This window comes from Legionella lansingensis (genome assembly GCF_900187355.1).
GTDB lineage: Bacteria > Pseudomonadota > Gammaproteobacteria > Legionellales > Legionellaceae > Tatlockia > Tatlockia lansingensis.
Window position 1 is genome coordinate 2,554,227 of record NZ_LT906451.1, and the last position, 20,555, is coordinate 2,574,781.

Sequence of the window (20,555 nt, forward strand, 5' to 3'; positions counted from 1 at the left end):
GCAGAGTCGCAATTCACGTTAATTTAAAAGTGTTAAAACGCGATAGAGAGTGCTATGTTCACTATAGGTGGTTATTTTGAAGGAATGAAATGAACGCACAACAGTGGCTTGCACGACTCATTGGCTTTAATACCATTTCCAGCAATTCCAATATGGAATTAATCGAGGTAATCGCTGAGTGGTTCAAATTACACCGTATCAACGCTCATATTATCCCTAGCACCATAGACTCGAAAGCAAATCTTTTTGCCACCATACCCGCCCAAAATGGTCAAACTCAAGGAGGTCTTTTGCTGTCGGGACATACCGATGTGGTTCCTGTTGCAGGGCAAATGTGGACGACTGATCCATTTATAGCCACTGAGAAAGATGGCAAAATTTATGGTCGTGGTGCCAGCGACATGAAAGGATTTATCGCTGTTTTACTGGCGCTTTTACCTGAATTTAAAGCGCTGAAACTATGCAAACCCCTCCATTTTGCCTTTACCTATGATGAGGAAGTTGGTTGCATTGGTGTGGATGATTTATTGGAATACTTGCAGAAAATAAGTATACAACCTGAGGGCTGTATCGTTGGCGAACCTTCGAGCATGCGCCCCATCATCGGAGAAAAATCAAGACGGGTTTTTCATTGTCAAATCCAAGGATACTCCGTTCATTCATCGCTCGCCGATCAAGGTTGTAATGCCATTCATTACGCAGGTCGCTTGATTTGTTACATCAGTGAGTTAGCGAAGTACTTAAAAGAACAAGGTCCCTTCGATAAAGACTTTGATGTGCCCTATTGCACGCTTTGTACCAATATTATCAGCGGGGGAACGGCAAGAAACATCATTCCTAATAATTGTGAGCTCATCATTGAAATCCGTTATTTGCCTCAATTTCCTCTCGAAAATCTTCGTAGCCAGCTTGAAAATTACATTAACAATGAGTTATTACCCGACATGAAAAAAACATATCCCGAAGCGGCTGTTTATTTGGACCAAATTTCTGATTCACCAGGATTTACTGCATCGAAAGATGCTCCTATTACCCGATTAGTCCACACCGTTATCGGTACAGAAGAGTACTTAAAGGTATCTTATTCTAGTGAAGCTACTTCGTACCAAGATGCAGGCATTCCTACTATTATCTGCGGACCTGGTAATATTGAACAAGCACATCGGCCTGATGAATTTATCAGTCTTGAACAACTCAACATTTGCGAGCACGCTCTCAAAAACATTGTCACGTTGTTCTGTATGGATACACATTAGTAGTAACTGCTTATCGATTCTTAATCCGATAGAATCGACATATCATACCAAGATAATAAGCATCTTTATAATGTTCCATGCCGCATTTTTTCATCACTCGGAATGACGCTTTGTTATTTTTGTCAGCATAAGCGATGATATAATCGGCATCGATATGTTGTTTTGCCCAAGCAAGCAAGCCTCTTAACGTCTCAGTCGCATAACCCTTGCTCCAAAATTTCTTATGAAAAAGATAGCCTACTTTAATTTCTCCCGTTTCAATCCGATCAAAATAGGCCTCTCCAACAAATTCATTATCTTTAAGCCTAAAGATGACTAAACAAGGCAAATGTTTAACTTCATAATTAGCGAGACAAGTTTCAATCTGACTCTTGATTTCTCGACGACTTAGCGTGCCTTCAGGAAAATACTCTTTTACCTCCGGATCTTTATCCAGGCCCTCTAAATACTTTACGTCGTCTTGTCTCATGAGTCGCAAACCGAGTTGCTTTGTTGTTATTAGGTATTGCTCCATCTAAACATACCTCAGTTCAAGATAATCTTTAAGAATAGTATCTGGGTACGGGATATATTCATAGAGTAGCACGGTTTTGTTTTTATAAAATACAAAAAAGATGTATTATGAGGGTTGCCTTTGCAAAGGAATGTAACTTTGTGACGATTACACTACATAATGTTTCTAAATCCTTTGATAGAAAGAAATCCTATTCGGTCAAAAATCTTAATTTATCCATTGTCGATGGTGAAACATTAATACTAGTGGGATCATCTGGTAGTGGGAAATCCACATTACTGCGACTGATCAATCATACGCTTAAACCCACCTCAGGCAGAATAGAGATTGATGGGAAGTTAATACAAGATTACCCTAGAGTGCAATTGCGTCGCTCAATGGGGTTTGTATTTCAAGATATCGGTCTGTTTCCTCACATGACCGTAGCCCAAAACATAGCCATTATCATGCGCTTGATGAGCATTCCCAAGGAACAACGCACTAAGCGTGTCAACGAATTGTTACATTTAGTCAATCTGGACCCGGAAAAGTATTTTAACCGCTATCCTGATGAATTATCGGGCGGAGAGCAGCAACGCGTTGGTGTAGCACGTGCTTTAGCGACCAATCCTAATTACATTTTAATGGATGAACCTTTCGCCGCATTAGATGCGCTTACTCGCGAAACGTTACAAAACGAAATCATTGCCCTAAAGCAAAAACTCAATAAAACAATTATTTTTGTAACTCATGATATTAATGAAGCATTTCGTCTAGCTGACAGGATTGCTATCATGCATGCGGGAAATCTCGAGCAAATTGGCACAAAAGAAGACGTTCTAGTCCGTCCCGCTACTGAATTCGTTAAACAACTTCTTACAACAAAAACACATACTTAGCCGATGAATAATTATTGGGATTTCATAAAGTCACATTTACCCGACTTACAAACTAAATTAATCGAACATATCTCTATATCTATGTCAGCCATGTGTATAGCGATCATTATTGGTGTTGGCTTAGGACTCCTTATTGTTCGATTGCCGAAATTTAAAAATCCTGTACTTGGCATGACCAATATCTTCCAAACTATCCCTAGTATTGCATTACTCAGTTTTTTAATTCCTTTTGTAGGAATAGGCCTGATACCAACGCTAATTACTCTCATTGTCTATGCTTTATTACCAATCACAAGTAATACCTATGCTGGCTTGAAAGGTGTTTCGCCCATCTATCTCCATGTTGCCAATAGTTTAGGGGTTACTCGTTGGCAGCGTCTATACCTTATTGAACTTCCACTCGCACGCCCTGTGATTATGGCTGGCATTAGAACATCCATGGCGATGACGATAGGTATTACCGCTATTGCTGCTTTTATAGGGGCGGGAGGGTTAGGGGATTTTATTACTCAAGGCTTATCATTAAATGACCCTAATCTCATTTTATTAGGTGCAATTCCTACAGCCTTACTTGCTCTAGCCATTGATTATGTGCTTGCTACGCTAACCATCTTATTATCGTCTCGGCATCGTTTAACCATGCCTTTTAAAAAAATTAAAATCACTTTAGTAAGTCTTATTGTTGTCACATTGCTGACTATAACCATTCATGGGTCTTTTTCTTTTACTCATGACACAAAAAATTCAATTGTCATAGGCACAAAGAATTTTACTGAACAATATATCCTGGGCTATTTAATGGCAGAGGTGATTGAAGCCAAAACCGATTTGCGTGTTATCAAGAAGTTTAATCTTGGAACAACAACTATTCTGCAAGATGCTTTGTTAACAGGGCAAGTTGATATTTATCCAGAATACACGGGCACTGCCTATCTCGTTGTACTTAAACAAAGTCAAATTAGCAATCCAAAGCAGACATTTGATTTCGTAAAAAAAGCTTACCTGAAAAATTATGATCTCATATGGCTAGCACCTTTTGGATTCAATAATTCACAATCATTAGCTGTCAAGGAACAATTTGCTGAGCAACATCACTTAGTTAATTTGAGCGATTTAAGTGGTCTTACCAATGAGCTTATCCTTGCGGCTCCTGCAGAATTCCTCTTACGTCCTGATGGATTACCAGGTCTTACTCGTACTTATGGTTTTAAATTTGAAAAAATAGTACAAATGCAACCCGATCTCGTTTATCAAGCCATCAAGAATAATGATGTACAAATCATCGGATCGCCGACAACTGACGGTAGGATTGCCGCACTTCATCTACGTATATTGCAAGACGACAAGCATTTTTATCCACCTTATTATGCTGCGCCTGTAATTCGCAATGCTATTCTTAGAGACTATCCTCAGGTGCTCATGGCATTAAAGCCTCTATTAGGTACCATCGACAATAAAACCATGCAACACTTAAATTACCTCGTAGACGTAAAAAAACTTAGCCCGCAAAAAGTCGCGCACGATTTTTTAAAAAGTCGGGGACTCATTTAATGATACCTTTTGAACAAGCTTCATACTTAACCCAGGTTAGAAGGCTTAGGGCCCTTGCAGTTGAGGCAGTGAAACAATATCCGCTAAACGTTCGAAACATTGACTTCATCAGATATGGAGCCAATGCAATATTCAGAGTTACAGATACTCAAAATAAACGGTATGTCTTAAGAATTAGCCCTGTGGGATATCATACAAAGCAAGCGTTTCTTGAAGAAATAAAATGGTTGCATCACATCTTAAAAACAACTGACTTATTGGTTCCCAAACCCGTTCTTACCACTCATGATCAATACCTAATTGAATACGCGCATCCTGCAATCTCCACGATCAGACTTTGTCATATGTTTGAATGGATTCCAGGGAAAATCAGATGGAAAAGCATTGATAAGCAATATGCTTATCATTTAGGTTCTATCATCGCTCAACTACAAAAGAGCGGACAAGACATAGCGATTAAGCACCGCCACTACTGGAACACAGATGGCTTAGTGGGCACTGACAGGGCAAAATTTTACAACGTTGAAAAACTTACTGCAGTATCCAAGAAAGAGCAAGACATCATTACAAAAGCAAGGAGAACTGTTTATCAGACACTCAAGCATTATGAAGAATCATACAAAGATAAAACGGGTTTGATCCATTCGGATATGCAACCAAATAATTTCCTTACTTACAAAAATAAATATGCAGTTATTGACTTTGATGATTGTGGCGTGGGGTTATATGGTGATGATTTGGCTGTTGCATTATTTGCATTTGAATATTTAACTGAAGGTGAAAAAAGTAAAAATTTCCTTGAGTTAAAAGAAGCGTTATTCACGGGATACTCTACATATATGCCTCTTTCGCAAGAGGATATTGATTTAAGCCCCTATTTCTTGCTCGCTAGAAAATTAGTCACCATAAGTTGGCTTGAATTAAGAAGAAGTAACCCTAAACTCAGACCATATTACCGTCAAGCAATAGCAAGAGCCATAACATTTTTTGAAGGTTTAGAAAAAAATAAACGATAATTTGGGTAGCCTGGATGGTCGCTTTAGCGAACATCCAGGTAAGTAGCCCTGCAGACTACTTTATTTTAGTAAATGTACAAATGGATATATGAGTATATCCATTTTGATTGGGTTCTGCTTCATTTGAGTCATTGAGCTCAAAATATACCGTTCTCATTTGAAGCTGATCCTGATTTAAGGACAGTACAACATTAAAAAGTTGACTCCCAAAATTACTATTGAGTTTTGATTGACCATATCTTGTCCACATAGCATTTCCCTGCCCTAATAGTTTATCTTTTGTAGTATTCCAGTAAAAGTGCATGTGATCGTACCATGTTGATTTATAGCCTGCTGAAGACATTGTAGTTAAATGCCCAATCTTAAAAGAAACACCATTAAATTCAATATGAGAACGATCATTGATGATTTTAAGAGCTCCCGTCTGGGGTTCTCCATCATCATATTTACAACTTCCCTGCCAATCACCTGTGAAATTAACATAATCATCTGAGTCCGATTTAGCTATAGAATGAACGGTATTTTGTTTATTAATGCGTCCTGTCTGTCCTGTTATTATCTCAATAATATGGGTTGCTGAGGCGGAAGTAGCAATTAGAGAACCAATAGCGAAAACAGAAAATGAAAATTTTGACATTTTAACTCCATAGGATAGAAAATTACGACGAATAGTAGCATTTGAGCCTGGGAAAAAAAATTGATTATCCATATATTGGATATATAAATTTCTTATGTGCTCAAATGCACTAACTACTTTTGAAAGATAGTTTTGTAGCCTGTATAAGCGCAGCGTAATACAGGAATTCTTATACCATCCCTTCCCGTATTACGCTGCGCTAATACGGGCTACGATCGATCATATGGGAATAAAAAATCGATGCCTGATTTTCGGTCGCAGATTTTGTCAGCAGTGTTATAGTCTAAGATAAAGCTAGATTGAATTTGTAGATAAACTGATGCAGCTAACTCAGGAAATGATTCGAGAATATTATCGCGCGCTCATTGAAAAAAATACCGACTATGAAGGTGTTTTTTATGTTGGGGTTAAAACAACTGGAGTATTTTGCCGCCCAACTTGTCCCGCAAGAAAACCTAAATTAGAGCATTGTGAGTTTTTTCAAACAGCTAAAGACGCTTTAACAGCGTCATTTAGACCTTGCAAGCGCTGTCGTCCCCTTTCTCATCCCAACCAAGTATCCGATTTGGTGCAAACCTTGGTGAATGCCGTGGAAGCCAACCCATCAAAACGATGGAAAGACAGAGATTTTGCCGCCCTGTCTGTTGATGCCTCAACGGCTCGAAGACAATTTAAGAAGCGATTTGGCATGACGTTTGTTGAATATGCAAGACACCGTCGCATGGGATTAGCAATGAAGCAAATTCGCGGTGGCAATCAGGTGATTGAGGCACAGTTGGATGCAGGTTATAAATCAAGCAGCGGCTTTCGCGATGCTTTTTCTAAAATCATGGGAGCAGCACCCGCGAATGTTAATCAGGAATTGAAGATTCTGAAAGCCCATTGGCTAGATACACCACTTGGTGCTATGGTTGCGATAGCTGATGAAGCTGCTTTATATCTTTTGGAATTTGTTGATAGGCGAGGTCTTGAGCGTGAAGTTGAACGCTTAAGGACCCGTATTTTTTCTGCAGTCATTCCTGGAGTAACACCTGTCATCCTATCGATAGAGAAGGAATTGAAGGCGTATTTTGCAGGTAAGTTACATGAATTTACAACACCATTATGTCTCCTAGGCAGTGCTTTTCAAAAGCATGTTTGGAAAGCACTACGTACTATTCCATATGGTGAAACAAGAAGCTACGCCGATCTTGCGAGGATGATAGGACAACCATCATCGTATAGAGCTGTTGCGAATGCCAATGGTGCGAATCAAATTGCCCTGGTTATTCCTTGTCACCGTGTTATTACAAGTACGGGTGAATTAGGTGGATATGGTGGAGGAATCGCCCGTAAAAAATGGTTAATCCAACATGAGGAAAAGCAAGAAACCATAGGTATTCACCCATCATCTTGAAGCGTTTTACGTATGATGGATAGCAATAAAAGTGGGGCCCTTAAATGCAAAAGCCAGACTGAGTGCTGGCTCTATGTCTTCTACAGATTTAATTTCCGTGACATGAGCCCCAAAAGATAATGCAATTTGTATCACATCAATGGATGGAGTATTCAATTCTAAATGAAAAAAATCATTTTTTGATTTCACATCATTTTTTAATACTCTATATTCTCTATGATATAATTGTCTATCTTTCTTTCCGAAAGATGGTTTATTACGCTTATGCGACAATTATCTTACATTACTTCGTTTATTCTTTGTGTCCTATTTGGATTTGTAACAGAGTCGCACGCGATAGAAGTACCTATCTATGACTTTTCAATAAAAGCTTATAACCAAGACATTAATACTTACTTGCCTAAAGAGAGTGATGACTACAATAAGCGTTTGATAAAGCCAGAATACCAAGCAGCGCAACTGCAACAATTTTTTAATCATTATTATTCCAGTGATAATCAAGGACTTTCTCCTTGGAGTGAGCAATTAGTTCAAAATCTCTTACCCACTGTAAAAAAAATCGAACTGGCCATAATTGATGATTTTGATAATCAAAAGCAAGACCCTATAAACTATCATTATGCAGAAAATTTCAAAGAACACGATGAGATTTGGCTCAATAAAATAATTAATAACATGAATTTAGGAGAGCTAAACTCAACGGCTTTTAATAATCAAAATAGAGCGATTGTTGTGCAAAACACTTTTGCACGTGCTTTACCTGATGGTGCGCCTGATTTTTTTCATTTAAGCCTTGCAGGACAAGGTTTTCCTTTTGATAACTTACAGGAATCAGCTCTGTGGGCTGGAACACCCTTATATGTCCTTCATGTCTCAAAAGATAAGGCTTGGTCTTTGGTTCTGACGCCTGATGCTTATTTTGCCTGGGTAAAAAGCAATGATATTGCTTATGCCTCCGCTGAATTTATTAACCAATGGAATACCAAAGCGAGAAAGGGGCTTATAGCCATTACTCAAACGGAAACCAGCGTGGTAGATAATACTAATCAATTTCTTTTTAAGGGTTATATTGGCGCCGTATTTCCATTGGTCTATCAAGGTGAAGAGAGCACGATTATTTTGGTTCCCCGGAAAAATAAACAACAGCAGGCTGTAATAGGAACTGGAATAGTGAATAAAAATGCTGCGCAACCCATGCCAGTTCCCGCAACAAAACATAACATGGCATCCCTCATTAAACAATTACAAAACAGACCTTACGGATGGGGTGGTACATTCTTTTTTAATGATTGCTCTCAAGAACTGAAAAGCCTGTTCGCTCCATTAGGGATTTGGTTACCCAGAAACTCTTTGCAACAAGCACAATATGTTTCTTTAGATTTATCAGAAAAAACGCTTGATGAGCGACTCAGCACCTTAGCAACTCAAGGGCATCCACTAATGACCCTCATTTACACAGGAGGTCATGTCATGTTGTACATAGGAAACCAACGACAAGATAATCAAACATTGATCCCTATCACTTACCAAAACGTATGGGGATTAAAGCCGTCAACGAAGGACAAGCGCTACGTTATTGGACAATCGTTATTATTTCCCCTGCTTAAATACTATCCTGAATACCCCGACGCCACGTCGTTGGCTAATTCATCCTATTTTAAGTTAATTTTCCTGGATGAATTGAGCAGTCAGCCTCTCTCCTCACAAAATTTTGTTAAGCAGTTCACTAAAAACGCCTCTGTGCGGGATTTACAATGACAATGAAAATCAAGAGAAATCCTGTTTGCAAGCAAACAGGCTACCCTAGCTACCATTTTTCAGCAGTGATCACATAAATTGATAAAATGAACCAATATTCACCTTGATATTTTTCTTCGCATTCTTGCTTATAGACTCTTACTATAGCTTCATTGATAGCAGCTATTTCCTCAGTAGGAATTTGGCCTTGAAAGAATGCAATCCCATTGACAAATTTACGGAAAATATCCAGAGAGGGTAAAAGTAGTTTATGTTTTACTCGCTCAATTTTAATTTGTTTAAAAGGAAGAAGAGCTATTCTTTCTTGCATACGAACGAATTCATACTGATCTACTGCAACAGGTTTAAAATTGTTTAACGAGTTAAATTCGCCTGAAGCTTTTACTTTGGAGTAGCTTGTAACAAAGGGATCATCACCTGAAGGAAAAATAGTCAGAACTTTTCCATCTGGTTTTAAAGCATGGTAAATATTCTGAAAAGCTGTCTCAATGTCAGAAAGACACCATTGCAAGCACCAAAATGATACAATGTAATCAAATTGCTGATTGAATTCCATCGTTAATACATTACCCTTTTGCCAGCTTGCATTAGGATAATTCGCCATTTCTTTTCTGGCTAATTTCAGCATATTCTCAGAAGTATCTATTCCAAGAAACAAGCCTTGAGGAATTTTATCTATAACTTTACTGCTGAAAGCACCATTACCGCATCCGATATCCAATACACGATCAGTCGGTTTTATTGTTAAATACTGTAAATAGTTATCTGCAATGCTATTTTGGATATAAGAACCTATTGCATAATCTTCAGCAGGCCATTCTTGTGTTGACATCTATGCTTTCCGCTAGTGACTCTATATTTTCTTTTTTACACTCCTAGTATAAACAATGAATCGTCTTATTGTTGCATTTAAATCGTTTCCCATAAAATTTAAGCTCATATTAATGGGGGCAGGGCTTATCTTTGCCTATATCATTTCTAGGTAACTAGCGAGGTAGCCTCGTTGCTTGGCAAACAGGATTCATCTAGAGAGGAATAAGAAATCCTGTTTGCAACAGCTACACTAGCTCAAATTTTACCCCCTAATCGATAACCTGTGCCGGGGAATCTGGGGTCAGAGGAAAAAGTAGAGTCATCTTTATTCGGGGAAAAAAAACCATAGTTAGAGGGGGAGTGCGTGTCTTCTGAATTTACAAACTCGTCGTTTTTAAATCCTATAAAGATCAGAAAATCCTTAATTTCTGCAAATTGTTGCCCATCAATAAAGCGTTCATTCCTATTACATTCACGGGAAAAATGAGATAGTGTCAAAATCATGACCAAGAACGTCATAATAGCTGCAATTGGAGCAATTGATGGCGGAAAAAGAGCCAAGACTAATACAATTAAAATAACACTTGTAAGAAAACAAGCTAAACCATAATAAACGCTTCTCTCGTTTTTTGATTTGATTTCATCAATATAGAGCTTATCATTATTTATTTCTTCTATGGTCCTCATGCGTGCTTTTAGGTTACGAACAAGGGTGTGGTCATTTGAGTTTTTCCAATATTCTATTATATCTTCAAGCAACACATTGCAGTGAATTTTTTCTTCAGGAGGAAGGAGAATTAGCAACTCACTTAAGGCTGTTAAACACTGGTTCTTTTTATAGTAAAGTTTTCCCTGAGCTAAGCAAGAGGACCATAAACTCAGAGCTTCGTTATTTGAAATCTTTGAAGATTCTTTTTTATATTGTTGATTAAATTTTGGTTTTAGCGTGTTATACATAAAAAACATAGAAACTCCATAGTGTGGTAAAATCACAACGGCAATTTGGTATTTTTGAATACAATATGAAAGTTACTTAAACAAAACAATGTTAACATCTATTTGTTTATAAACGAAATAGATCATTCTTATGTGATGTATACAAATTCCTAATGGATCAGAGAGGTAGCCCGTTTGCTTGGCAAACAGGCTACACTAGCTAACTTCGCAATTTTAATCTGCCTATCTTATTCAACTTTCTTATCCAAAGATATTTGAGGTAATTCGGTAAATAAGCGATTATGAAGTAAATCTATTTTTGAGGTATTATTGTGCCGAGATTACATACTGTTCATGGTTATTATGATCCCTTTAAATTTATTCAAAAATCTCACACTAAAGAGAATCTAATTAATGAAAGGGAACTCATTGATTATCTAAATAATGCATATCGTCAGGCTATAAGAAAAATATTACTAGCTTCTCCTGCATCTTTTGCAGAAGAATCACCAATATATGATCTTTGTATTGATGTCATCTTGAACAGCGATGATATAACCAAAGTAACTGTAAAGTGGATTGAAGATCAAATAAATAAAAATAAGGAACTAGATAAACTAAAAATTTTAAAGTCAGACGACCCCAATGTTGAAAAACTCCGATTAATAAAGACTGTTACAGAAGTGCATCAAGACAATTTAGCTATTAATGAGAATGTTGTTTCTTTTGTAAATAGCACTCTAGCTCTTGAGGATATATTAAATAAAGAATATAAATACGGCATTTTTGCTTTTTCCAAAAGCGATTCAGAAATGAAAGAAGCTATTGCGGCGCTTAAAGACGCTTTAAAAGAAAAACCAGCCGATCTTTTATCGCATTTATCAACCTTACGTAAGGGTAAATTAGGTGACTCTATTAGAGCCTTTGTAAAGCAAGGCCTGGCAGATAAGTTATTGGATGGCAAAACAGTTCGTACTGTAAGTGATTTTATAACGGCGCTACACCAGCAAGTGAATCTTAGTCCGTCTTTAACTGCCAACATGTCTTGATGAAAGCCCCGGATTGGGGATGAGCCGAAGTATTTTGATGAGCAGACATGTAAATTGGAACCTTTACCCAATCCTTTTGGGCCTAAAGTGTGTTACCTATGTCTCCGGTATAATTTGTAACCCATGTCCCCGGAATAGACCTCTAGAAACTGGTCGGGACGGAAGGATTTGAACCTTCGACCACTAGCACCCCATGCTAGTACGCTACCAGGCTGCGCTACGCCCCGATTTGGATGCGGAATAATAACTTGTCTGAATTTAAATAACAAGCATCCTTTCTTCTATCTAGGATAGCTCATTGTGCTTATGAAGACAGATTATTAAGGAAATGTCTCACAAACTCATATTCTGTCGTCTGCGAGTTATTACCACTACAAACTGGGCTTGCCCATTTATCAGCGCAAGGTCTGTCTCTGGCTATCGACCACATTGCCAAGCCACCTAACTGTTTCGTTTGTGCAAATTGTGTTAAAGCATCGGTATTTTGCAAGGTAAATTGCTCGCTGTTGACGTCGTTAACACCAATCATCGGAGTAACGATAATTTGTTGCCATAAAGCCTCTGGTGCTTTCTCAGGGTACAATGCTTTCAAATTGTCATATAAAGCGGTTGCAGCTTGAATGGCATACTGTCCCATGTCGCCTGGATAAGCAGGACCGTAGTCCATAGCCATGATGTTAACTTGATAATTGAGTCCAGCATCTTTGGCGGCATTTAAGATTTGTTTTCCTTGGAACGTTAATCCCTCAGGCATAACCGGCAAGGTAAAACTTAATTTGATTTTAGGATTCTTTTTTTGGAATGCCTGCAACGCTTGCATCAACTTTGGGACATCCGCTGTACCATTTTCAATATCAAAATCCAAAGATTTGGCTTGATAGGTATTTACCACTTGTTCAAAGATAGTGGTTAATTTGCTTTTGTCGCAATTGAATGAAATATCTGTCCCATTTGCACCACCAAAAGAAACAGCGACATCAACGCCATTTTGGACAAGCTGATCAGTTAAGTGTTTTCCGAAGCCGCTATCCAAGCCATAAGTGGCTTGAGCACCCCAAGCCGGCTGACAACTACCACTATCGGTAATAAACGCTAAGTGATAAGCCTTGATGCCATTGGTTATAGCAATTTTTGCTAAATCCATAGGCTGCATACTTTGCGTTTGCGAATCCCAATGGGCATTAATGGTAAGATCGGCATAAGGGCTAAAGAGAACTGTCTTTGTTGCAGCAATAGCTTGAGTTACTACCAAAATAGCACCACAAAGAATAAACCAGGTCTTTTTCATTAGACATCCTACCAAAGCAAAGGATGTCGATATTAGCACTTTATAGTCAAAATTTAAACATCATGTCACTCATCAAACGAGTGCGTATCATCTCCGCGTAGGCGGGGATTCCATCCTGATGGAAGCCTCATACTAGAATGGATTCCCTCCTACGCGGGAATGACTCAATTAAATGAACAGTCTCGAAAATCAACCAAATGCATTGACTCCAGTAATATGTCGACCAAGCACTAGAGTATGTACGTTATCCGTACCCTCATAGGTGAACACAGATTCTAAATTAAGCATATGTCGAATGACATGGTACTCAAGACTAATACCATTTCCCCCTAGCAGGTTGCGGCAAGCGCGAGCAATTTTTAAAGCCTCACGGCAAGCATTGCCTTTTGCCAAGGAGATCATCACTGGGGTGTCTCGCTGCTCATCCTTTAAACGGCCGATTTGTAAATTAAGACATTGTGCTTTGATAATTTCGGTATACATGTCTGCCAAATCTTTTTGAATGAGTTGGAAAGAAGCGAGGGGCTTGTCAAATTGTTTGCGTTCTAGCAAGTAGTCTCGAGTGATGTCAAAACAAGCCATGGCAGCGCCCATTGCTCCCCAGGCAATGCCATATCGAGCCTGACTTAGACAGCTTAATGCGGCACCTAAACCTTTATCACTGGCAGGTAAAAGATTCTCATCAGGTACAAAAACATCTTCTAACACGAGCTCACCTGTTAGTGAGGCACGTAAAGACATCTTCTGCTTAATTTCTGGGGCATGAAAACCCTTAAACTCCTTTTCAACAATAAAGCCGCGAATGCCTGTCTCTGTCTTTGCCCATACAATAGCAATGTCAGCTATGGGTGCATTGGTGATCCACATTTTTGCACCATTTAAACGCCAACCACCATTGACCTTTTTGGCGCTGGTCCGCATGCTGGCTGGATCAGAGCCTGAATCAGGTTCAGTCAGCCCAAAACAGCCGATGATTTCACCGGCAGCCATGGCTGGCAAAAAGCGCTTCTTTTGCTCCTCACTACCATAACGAAATATAGGGTACATGCATAACGAGCTTTGTACTGACACAAAACTACGCAATCCACTATCACCCCGTTCTAATTCTTGGCACACCAAACCGTAGGCAACATAAGAGGCTTCTGCCCCTCCATATTCAGAAGGCAGAGTTAAGCCCAATATACCCAAGTCAGCAGATTTTTTTATAAATTCTCTTGGAAACTCAGCATGTTCAAAAGCTTCCGCCATTAAAGGTACGACATCCTGACTAACAAAACGCGAAACACTATCGCGAATCATGCGCTCATCTTCGTGTAATTGTTCGTCAAGAAATAACAAATCGTCCACGTTCTTTCTCCCTTTTAACTGAATGCAATGCCAAAACAGCAGCGACAATACTGTCACGACTAGGCAACAAATACTGCCAAGCAGTCCCTAATGGAATAAAGCAGTCTTCACCGGTGATACGTTTTATTTTCAAACGAGGAGGAGCATTTTCCATCAAGAAAGCCATTAAACCTTCACTCACCGAACCACTTTGACGCCCTTCATCCACGATTAACACGCGCTTTGCCTTAGCGATCTCACTCAGTATCGCTTCTGCAGGTATAGGACTTAACCAGCGTAAATCGACTAATTTCACAGCGATGTTATATTTCTCTTGTAAAACTTTTGCAGCCTGCCTGGACAAATAATAACCATTAGCATAGCTCAAAATCACGGTATCACCTTCGCCAAACACACCAACTTCACCGAGCTCAATCGTCTTATCAGGGGATGGATATTCGAATAACCAACCGTTATCGGAAGCCTCATGGAGATCTTTGGTCATGTATAAAGCGATAGGCTCTAAAAAGACCACAACACGTCCCTCTTGATGAGCTAAGCGCATGCAAGTACGCAGCATCATGGCCGCATCAGGACCATTGGACGGACAAGCAACAACAACTCCTGGCAAATCCCTAAGAACAGCAATGGAATTATCATTGTGGAAATGACCGCCAAAACCTTTCTGATAGGCCAAAGCAGCAATGCGAATAACCATAGGGTTTTGGTATTGTCCATTGGAGAAAAAAGATAGGGTAGAGGCTTCTCCACGTAATTGATCTTCTGCATTATGCAAATAAGCTAAAAACTGAATTTCTGGGACCGGTAGAAAGCCATTATGCGCCAAGCCAATAGCCGTGCCTAAAATGGTTGTCTCATCCAGTATAGAATCAAAAACACGACGTTGGCCAAAGCGACTTTGCAGATCAGCTGTAACACGATATACTCCACCTTTTTTCCCTATATCTTCTCCGAAAAGCAACATATTTGGGTATTGCATCATCAGATCAGTTAAGGCGAAATTAATTTGCTGGCAAAGATTGCGTTTCATCGCCAATTGATTATAACTGCTGCCAAAAACCTCTTTGCGCCTCGCTTCATCTGCAGGCAAATAACTGCGTTTATTACGTATTTTGGGCAGCAAAGAAGACATGACTTCTTTAGCACTACTCATTTTAGGTAGATGAATAACTTCCATCGCTTTGGCTTCAATAAGAGCATGGTTAGCTTGGTAGAGATCGATCATTGCCTGTATGCTCATCCATCCTTCACGATAAAGTAGACCGGCTGTATACAATAAAGGGTCTTGAGACTCCCGTGCTTCAATTTCGGCTTGAGAACTATATTGAGACTCAATATCTGAACCTGCATGACCTAGCAAACGCACGCATTTCATGTGCAAAAACACTGGTTGTTTTTTAATTCTGGCCAAATATTCAGCCTGAAGTGCTTGTCGATAGGTATCTGCAATGTTTAACCCATCGCAAGTCATATAGTGTAATCCTGGACGTCCCTTTATTGAGTCTTCTACCCAGTTTGCTGGAGTAGGTACTGAGATACCTATGCCATTGTCTTCACAAATAAAAATCAGCGGTAAGGGATAACCTTGTGTTGCAATCCATGAGCATGCATTTAAAGTGGTTTGAGCCGACGCATGGTTTGTTGACGCATCGCCAAAGGAACACAAAATCACTGCATCAACAGGTAGTTTGCTGTTAATGGCCAATTCTTTTGCGCGTGTAATTGATAATGCTGCGCCTAATGCCTTGGGCAAATGAGAAGCAATGGTAGACGTTTGTGGCGGTATATTTAAAGGTACGCTACCAAATACTTTGTGACGTCCTCCGGCAATGGGGTCATCAGCCGCAGCAACTAAGGAAAGTAGAATATCTTTGACACCATCACAACCTGCTAATTGCTTTGCACGCTGCAAATAAAAAGCCCCACTGCGATAATGCAGAAAAGCCATATCACTGATTTTAAAGACTTTACCAAAAACAACGTTGCCTTCATGACCACTGCTGCCAATGGTGTAATAAGATAAAGCTTTTTCTTTCAATTGACGCGCAATGAGATCCAACAGCCGCGATTTGATCTGTGAATCAAAGAGTTCGATAGCAGTCTTTTTATCCATCCCTACATCCGCAGGCGAGGTCGGTGTTTTCATCCGCGGGAAATCAGCATCCTTGACACGCTTTATAAATTGTTCGTCAACTACACTTGCTCTATCTAGCATTTTCCACACCCTGTTCCTTACGCTTATGATCCTGTTATGCCATCTCAGCTGCAATAGTGGGCATCAGTATAGTTAAATGCCCTCATAAAAAACAAGCAAATTGAAGGAATTGAATGACAACCAAGATCCACCGACTGGCAGAAACTGTACAAATATTCTACAATTTATCTACCTGAGCAAGACTAGAGGTAATTATGAAACGGATAGCGTTAGTACCTATGTCAGTCATTTTGACAGCTTGTGGTTATACCAATACTGAGCTTGTTGAATATAAGCAAGTCAGTGTTACTCCAGTGGTTACAACTCGTGTCGTCACTACACCGGTGGTCACCAAGCGGGTTGTCAAACGTTGTTGTCCTGGTGTGGTAACAACTACCTCAGCATGTTGTCCGGCTGTACCGGTGGTTACATCATCGAGTTGCTGTCCATCAACGGTAGTGACTACCCCAGTCGTTTATGATTCTGTCAGTGTTGTTGACACTGAGCCTGTCGATGTCACCACAACAAGCGTTGAATATTATTAGCAAACGGGGTGCGAAATGCTCCATAAGGCTACGATTGCTGTTGAATTGCTAGCCTTGTGGGGATAAAACCTAACAGGGAATCAGAGTCAACATAATGAATGCAATTACAACAAATGCATTGACCAACGCCCTACATGCTGTTTTTCTTCTTTTCTATTTTTTAATCGCCGCTTTTCAGTGGATAAAAGGTAACAAGAAATTCACTAACTTTATCGTTGTTTTTTTCCTGATGATTTTTGTGTTGAAGGTACTAGGCGTTTGGGTTCATTATGCCTACGGACAGCCATATGTTGGTCATCTATGGATTGCAATTGGCTTAGGGGTGGTTTTTTTAAATTATTGCCTAATTCAGGCCATGGATGTTTCTGATAGCATACGCATCGTTGTTATTTTTATTTCCTTAGCATTCACGTATTTTAATATCACACAAGATAGTTTTTTATTTATCGCGCTTTCAGTCATCTTTATTTATTCGTTAGCTGCTATCTATTCGAAAGGATTGGCGCGTGTTGGTTTCATTGCAGTCATCGCTTCCAATATTATTTGGATCGCCTTGCGGGAAGGAACAAATATGCTTTTAGGCTATGAAGTACCGGTTGAGTATCGTTATGATAACGACCTGTATCATATTCTGTTGATTCTCTCTACCTTTATCATTTTTTTTGCAATTACCCGAGGCGATTGGCCATATCCAGCATCCCACGAGAGGATCGATTAATTGCTGAACGAAGTGAAATCCGGGTGAGGAGGTCCTTCGGACTTCATCCAACTACATCGCTGAAACCAATCAGAGAGATTTCGGTTTTTTATTATCTTCTTCAGTAGTGTCTGTTTTAGGCGCATTTTCGTCCTGAAGTGCTGTCTTGAAACCACTTACGGATTTAGCTAGTCCTTTTTCACGTCCAAACAATGTGAAACCTGTGCCAGCCGCAGCTGATGTCGCAACAGCCCCTCCCGCAATCGCTCCTGATGCAAGCACTCCCAATTTGGCTGCACCAAGTACTGCAAGCAATAAACTACTACCACCTGAAGGAATCGCTGCCAAAACCCCACCAACGACCAGGACTGCACAGGCAAATACCAATAATCCTACACCTAATGCTTTCCAACCGGGTGAGGATTTACCAGACACATGATTTGCCAAAGACGCCAATTGCTTGACATTGGCTTTCGATTTTTCCGCATTATGTGATTCTGTTAAGCCTTTGTTAGCAGTGGCTAATACCAAACTCAAATCACTTAGGCTTCGAGAGTCTAGAGATTTTGGGTCACCCTTTGTGAGATTATCCACTTGCACCAAAAGCTCATTGCCTTTTGCAATCAATGTCTTTTCTTTAGGGGTATTGTTGGGTACTTCTTTCAAACTTGCATTAAATTGCTCAAGATTCTCATTGAACTCTTTTATTGCCAGCTCACTAGGCTTTTTAAGAAAATCAACCTTGCCAACTTTATTTTCCTTATTGGTTTTAGCACTTTTACGATACAACTCTTGAGTAACTCGTGGACTAAATGTTCCTTTACTGCCGAATAAATTATCAGCAACGGAGTCGGTCTTCATGCCAGGTGAACCATGCACATGGTGTGTGGTGATTTCAGCGGCATTACCACCCTCTGCACGCATTGTCTCAATATTCGTAGGAGTATCCGGAGTAGTCAATCCTTTTACTTCATAACGTTTTTTCATCCATTCCTGGATTGATTTTTCAACCGCGGTTCCCGTTCTATCTTGACCACTGGCGCAATGAACGACACTCAGCGTGTTTGCTGTTCGGCTGGCTGCCAACACCACTTTAGAAACACTTTCAAGCCGGGTTGCTTTTTGCAGAGGAGCTATGCCCCAGGGTTGCGCTTCACCATCGAAATCAAGCCCTTCTGCTACACTTAATGCGCGAAATGTTCCATCAGGATTGGTTGGCACATAAGAAACTTTATCTTCTCTATCTTCGCGTTCTTTTGTTGCTTTATAAACGTGCTCAATGATTGTGGATTGCTTCTCAAGCGGACTGACGGTATTCAAGGTTGTGACATGCAGAGTCAATGAGTCAGAGTCTTTGCCCATTCTTGTGGCTGCTTCCTTACGCACCTGATCAAAATCTTCACGCGTATGGGTTTGAATCGCTTCGCTACCCTCTCCTTTACCAACATAAGCGGGAGACCCCATTCTTGCTAACCAAAGTACATCATCGTCCGTTTCAGCTGTTAGTCCATCAAGCGCTTCAGGATCATCAAGAATTGCTTCATCTTTGATTTCTATTAACTCGTTTTTAACGATAAAGGCATTTTTTGCTCCTGCCAAATGCGTTTTACGTGCCTGAGCCGGCAAAGCGGTGTCATCTCTGCCAATCAAGTCGGCAAATAAGCTATCGGCTTCTTGGGTTGCAATATTATTTACGGTATGCGAATTTTTATCTTCCTTAAATGGGTAAGGCGTTACGGTTTTTAATTGCTTAATGGCTTCCTTTTGCTCAGGCGTTTTTTCAGTTACAGGGTATTGCGTTTCGCGCTGCAAAACCTGTGCTTGTTTATCATAGGTTAGCGTGATCATCGTGCGTGCAGGCGTTAATACGCTGGATAAATTACGATAGTGAAAAAGTAATTTTTCTGCATCTTCGGATGTTTCACATCCTTTCGTTAAATTGGCTTCATGCAATTTTTCTATGAGGAATGTATTAAATTCTTGTTCTTTCTGATTGATTTCTGTTTGCTTTTGCTGGTCAGATTTATTGCTATCTTGCGCAATCTGCAAAATCTCCTCACTTAATTTGCTAAATTGCTCTTTTATATCGGCTTGAATGGTTTGACCATCTTCGCCAAGTTTTTTGCCAATAGCAAAATCAATAGGGCGCAATCGCGATAAGCAACGTAATAAGGTATTATTTGCATCAATTACAGGCGCATCATGGGACATCCGCTGCTCAAGAGGAATGGCATGCGTTGCATCTCTAACCCATTCATTTTTATCGTTTAATGTTGAAACAATGCCAAATTGTGCATCATTGGTTTCACGCAATAAATCACTCATTGTCTCATAATTCATTGCGCCGCTTTGTAGCTGTGCTTTAACATTCGCTGGATCAAGCTGGAACTCTTTTTCTTTCTTTTGTATTAATTGTTGAAATAGTTCGGTATGTTCTCTTGGCATGACAAAGTCTCTATGATCTGAATTAATTAATTATATATAAAGAATGCTTAAGCAGACGTTAAGCCCAATGACTTTGTCAAAAAAATACACACCTGATAAAATAGGACATGTGAAATAAGTACATGATTTTAAATCATTTTTGTCAAAAAAGAGGATTATATGAACAAAAATCAATATTTTTTATGTTGGTCAAGGGACCAAGCCCGCGTACGTACTCCATTTGATTAAATATAAA

18 protein-coding genes and 1 tRNA gene are annotated in these 20,555 nt (G+C 39.6%); 9 read left to right on the forward strand and 10 right to left on the reverse strand.

Features of this window, described 5'->3' with window-relative positions; genetic code table 11:
- Positions 1 to 89 precede the first annotated feature (89 nt).
- Complete coding sequence (gene argE / locus CKV79_RS11710) at positions 90 to 1,256, forward strand: acetylornithine deacetylase (protein WP_028372562.1); 1,167 nt, start codon at positions 90 to 92, stop codon at positions 1,254 to 1,256.
- A 10-nt stretch (positions 1,257 to 1,266) separates the two neighbouring features.
- On the opposite strand, the gene CKV79_RS11715 is transcribed toward argE, so the two are convergent.
- Positions 1,267 to 1,770 (reverse strand): GNAT family N-acetyltransferase, encoded by a 504-nt coding sequence (locus CKV79_RS11715; protein WP_028372563.1) that lies wholly within the window; start codon positions 1,768 to 1,770, stop codon positions 1,267 to 1,269.
- Between the two features lie 140 nt (positions 1,771 to 1,910).
- Between CKV79_RS11715 and CKV79_RS11720 the strand changes: the two genes are divergently transcribed.
- The 3 genes from CKV79_RS11720 to CKV79_RS11730 are packed head-to-tail and all read left to right on the forward strand — an operon-like array spanning position 1,911 to position 5,215.
- The gene (locus CKV79_RS11720) at positions 1,911 to 2,648 is read left to right on the forward strand and encodes an ABC transporter ATP-binding protein (protein WP_028372564.1); all 738 of its coding nucleotides are present in this window, start codon (positions 1,911 to 1,913) and stop codon (positions 2,646 to 2,648) included.
- Positions 2,649 to 2,651: 3 nt separating this feature from the next.
- On the forward strand, positions 2,652 to 4,199 hold the full coding sequence (locus CKV79_RS11725; protein ID WP_028372565.1) for a glycine betaine ABC transporter substrate-binding protein: 1,548 nt from the start codon (positions 2,652 to 2,654) through the stop codon (positions 4,197 to 4,199).
- Positions 4,199 to 5,215, forward strand: coding sequence for a phosphotransferase enzyme family protein (locus tag CKV79_RS11730; RefSeq protein WP_028372566.1), 1,017 nt, complete (start codon positions 4,199 to 4,201; stop codon positions 5,213 to 5,215). Before CKV79_RS11725 ends, CKV79_RS11730 begins: the two co-directional genes overlap by 1 nt.
- Positions 5,216 to 5,270: 55 nt before the next feature.
- On the opposite strand, the gene CKV79_RS11735 is transcribed toward CKV79_RS11730, so the two are convergent.
- A complete protein-coding gene (locus CKV79_RS11735; RefSeq protein WP_028372567.1) occupies positions 5,271 to 5,852 on the reverse strand; it encodes a hypothetical protein in 582 nt (193 codons plus the stop codon).
- Between the two features lie 319 nt (positions 5,853 to 6,171).
- Between CKV79_RS11735 and CKV79_RS11740 the strand changes: the two genes are divergently transcribed.
- Positions 6,172 to 7,248, forward strand: coding sequence for a bifunctional transcriptional activator/DNA repair enzyme AdaA (locus CKV79_RS11740; RefSeq protein WP_035915035.1), 1,077 nt, complete (start codon positions 6,172 to 6,174; stop codon positions 7,246 to 7,248).
- Positions 7,249 to 7,254: 6 nt separating this feature from the next.
- On the opposite strand, the gene CKV79_RS14035 is transcribed toward CKV79_RS11740, so the two are convergent.
- On the reverse strand, positions 7,255 to 7,437 hold the full coding sequence (locus CKV79_RS14035; RefSeq protein WP_028372569.1) for a thiamine pyrophosphate-dependent enzyme: 183 nt from the start codon (positions 7,435 to 7,437) through the stop codon (positions 7,255 to 7,257).
- 75 nt (positions 7,438 to 7,512) lie between these two features.
- Between CKV79_RS14035 and CKV79_RS11750 the strand changes: the two genes are divergently transcribed.
- Positions 7,513 to 9,006, forward strand: coding sequence for an SH3 domain-containing protein (locus CKV79_RS11750; RefSeq protein ID WP_081778032.1), 1,494 nt, complete (start codon positions 7,513 to 7,515; stop codon positions 9,004 to 9,006).
- A gap of 49 nt (positions 9,007 to 9,055) precedes the next feature.
- Here CKV79_RS11750 and CKV79_RS11755 read toward each other — a convergent pair whose 3' ends face one another.
- On the reverse strand, positions 9,056 to 9,838 hold the full coding sequence (locus CKV79_RS11755) for a class I SAM-dependent methyltransferase (RefSeq protein ID WP_028372570.1): 783 nt from the start codon (positions 9,836 to 9,838) through the stop codon (positions 9,056 to 9,058).
- A gap of 236 nt (positions 9,839 to 10,074) precedes the next feature.
- Positions 10,075 to 10,785, reverse strand: a complete 711-nt coding sequence (locus tag CKV79_RS11760; RefSeq protein ID WP_028372571.1) for a hypothetical protein — start codon at positions 10,783 to 10,785, stop codon at positions 10,075 to 10,077.
- 302 nt (positions 10,786 to 11,087) lie between these two features.
- On the opposite strand from CKV79_RS11760, the gene CKV79_RS11765 reads away from it, so the two are divergent.
- Positions 11,088 to 11,804 carry a hypothetical protein gene (locus tag CKV79_RS11765; protein ID WP_028372572.1) on the forward strand — a complete coding sequence of 239 codons (717 nt, stop codon included), beginning with the start codon at positions 11,088 to 11,090 and terminating at the stop codon, positions 11,802 to 11,804.
- 150 nt (positions 11,805 to 11,954) lie between these two features.
- Here the strand turns inward: CKV79_RS11765 and CKV79_RS11770 are convergent.
- The 4 genes from CKV79_RS11770 to CKV79_RS11785 all read right to left on the reverse strand — a co-directional run bounded on the left by CKV79_RS11770 (position 11,955) and on the right by CKV79_RS11785 (position 16,654).
- Positions 11,955 to 12,031: transfer RNA gene (locus tag CKV79_RS11770), tRNA-Pro, on the reverse strand.
- 77 nt (positions 12,032 to 12,108) lie between these two features.
- Positions 12,109 to 13,092, reverse strand: a complete 984-nt coding sequence (locus CKV79_RS11775) for a chitinase (RefSeq protein WP_028372573.1) — start codon at positions 13,090 to 13,092, stop codon at positions 12,109 to 12,111.
- 189 nt (positions 13,093 to 13,281) lie between these two features.
- Positions 13,282 to 14,439 carry an acyl-CoA dehydrogenase family protein gene (locus CKV79_RS11780; RefSeq protein WP_028372574.1) on the reverse strand — a complete coding sequence of 386 codons (1,158 nt, stop codon included), beginning with the start codon at positions 14,437 to 14,439 and terminating at the stop codon, positions 13,282 to 13,284.
- Positions 14,417 to 16,654: a thiamine pyrophosphate-dependent enzyme gene (locus CKV79_RS11785; protein ID WP_028372575.1), complete on the reverse strand. Its 2,238-nt coding sequence runs from the start codon at positions 16,652 to 16,654 to the stop codon at positions 14,417 to 14,419. The genes CKV79_RS11780 and CKV79_RS11785 overlap by 23 nt, the downstream gene beginning before the upstream one ends.
- Positions 16,655 to 16,848: 194 nt before the next feature.
- Between CKV79_RS11785 and CKV79_RS13845 the strand changes: the two genes are divergently transcribed.
- A complete protein-coding gene (locus CKV79_RS13845; protein WP_131796051.1) occupies positions 16,849 to 17,178 on the forward strand; it encodes a hypothetical protein in 330 nt (109 codons plus the stop codon).
- A 94-nt stretch (positions 17,179 to 17,272) separates the two neighbouring features.
- Positions 17,273 to 17,896 carry a hypothetical protein gene (locus tag CKV79_RS11790; protein WP_035915039.1) on the forward strand — a complete coding sequence of 208 codons (624 nt, stop codon included), beginning with the start codon at positions 17,273 to 17,275 and terminating at the stop codon, positions 17,894 to 17,896.
- 69 nt (positions 17,897 to 17,965) lie between these two features.
- Here CKV79_RS11790 and CKV79_RS13940 read toward each other — a convergent pair whose 3' ends face one another.
- A complete protein-coding gene (locus tag CKV79_RS13940; RefSeq protein WP_065236358.1) occupies positions 17,966 to 20,320 on the reverse strand; it encodes a hypothetical protein in 2,355 nt (784 codons plus the stop codon).
- Positions 20,321 to 20,555 lie beyond the last annotated feature (235 nt).